The following is a 686-nucleotide window of genomic DNA, read 5'->3' as shown; positions in this document are numbered from 1 at the left end:
GATGGGCTCGAGTTCGGCCTCTCACCATGTGGTGCCCACCTCGTAGCCGTACCAGGACGATGATCTCGATCTCCAGCCGAGTCGTTCGAAGCGCTCGGCCAAGGGGGCAGCGTCCCTGTGGCCGTGCAGGACGCCGCACACGTTGTTGGACAGGATCGTCCACTCGGGGGCGAGGTCGCCGGACTCGTCAGGCACGGGTTGCCCTCACCAACCAGCAGCTCATCTTCAGCCGCACCCCCTCCCCCGTCGCGTACGCCCCGAACGCCACCGTCGCCGCCACCCGCGCCCGCCCCACCGCATCCTCCGGCACGTCCCGCAGCCAGTGCCGCATCGGACCCCACCCGAAGAGGAAGGCCGACGCGTCCGACGGGTCCCGCCCCCACACCTGTTCCGTGTCTACGGCCCTCACCTCGATCCCCTCGAAGCCCGCCGCCGACAGCACCGCCCTCACCCGGCTCGGGTCCGCGAACGAGGCCGGGCCCGTCTCCGCCGCCGCCGTCAGGTCCGGCAGCGGCGCGTGCCGCGACACCGCCGCGAACACCCTCGCCTGGTCCTGGCGGGCGAAGGACTGGGGGCAGACGAAGGTCAGGCGGCCGCCCGGGCGCAGCGCGTCGGCGATGTTCGTGAACGCCGCCACCGGGTCCGCGAAGAACATCACCCCGAAGCGGCTCACCGCCGCGTCGAAG

1 protein-coding gene and 1 pseudogene are annotated in these 686 nt (G+C 72.3%); both read right to left on the bottom strand.

Features of this window, described 5'->3' with window-relative positions; all coding sequences use genetic code 11:
* Nucleotides 1-21: 21 nt before the first annotated feature.
* On the bottom strand, nt 22-195 hold the full coding sequence (locus LPA54_RS34285; protein WP_228984566.1) for a hypothetical protein: 174 nt from the start codon (nt 193-195) through the stop codon (nt 22-24).
* Nucleotides 188-686 (bottom strand): annotated as a pseudogene (locus LPA54_RS34280) (class I SAM-dependent methyltransferase); the annotation flags it as partial. The pseudogene LPA54_RS34280 and the gene LPA54_RS34285, both read right to left, overlap by 8 nt.

The sequence above is a fragment of the Streptomyces sp. DH12 genome (assembly GCF_020873895.1).
Classification (GTDB): Bacteria; Actinomycetota; Actinomycetes; order Streptomycetales; family Streptomycetaceae; genus Streptomyces.
This window is presented reverse-complemented; position numbering and strand designations above follow the sequence as displayed.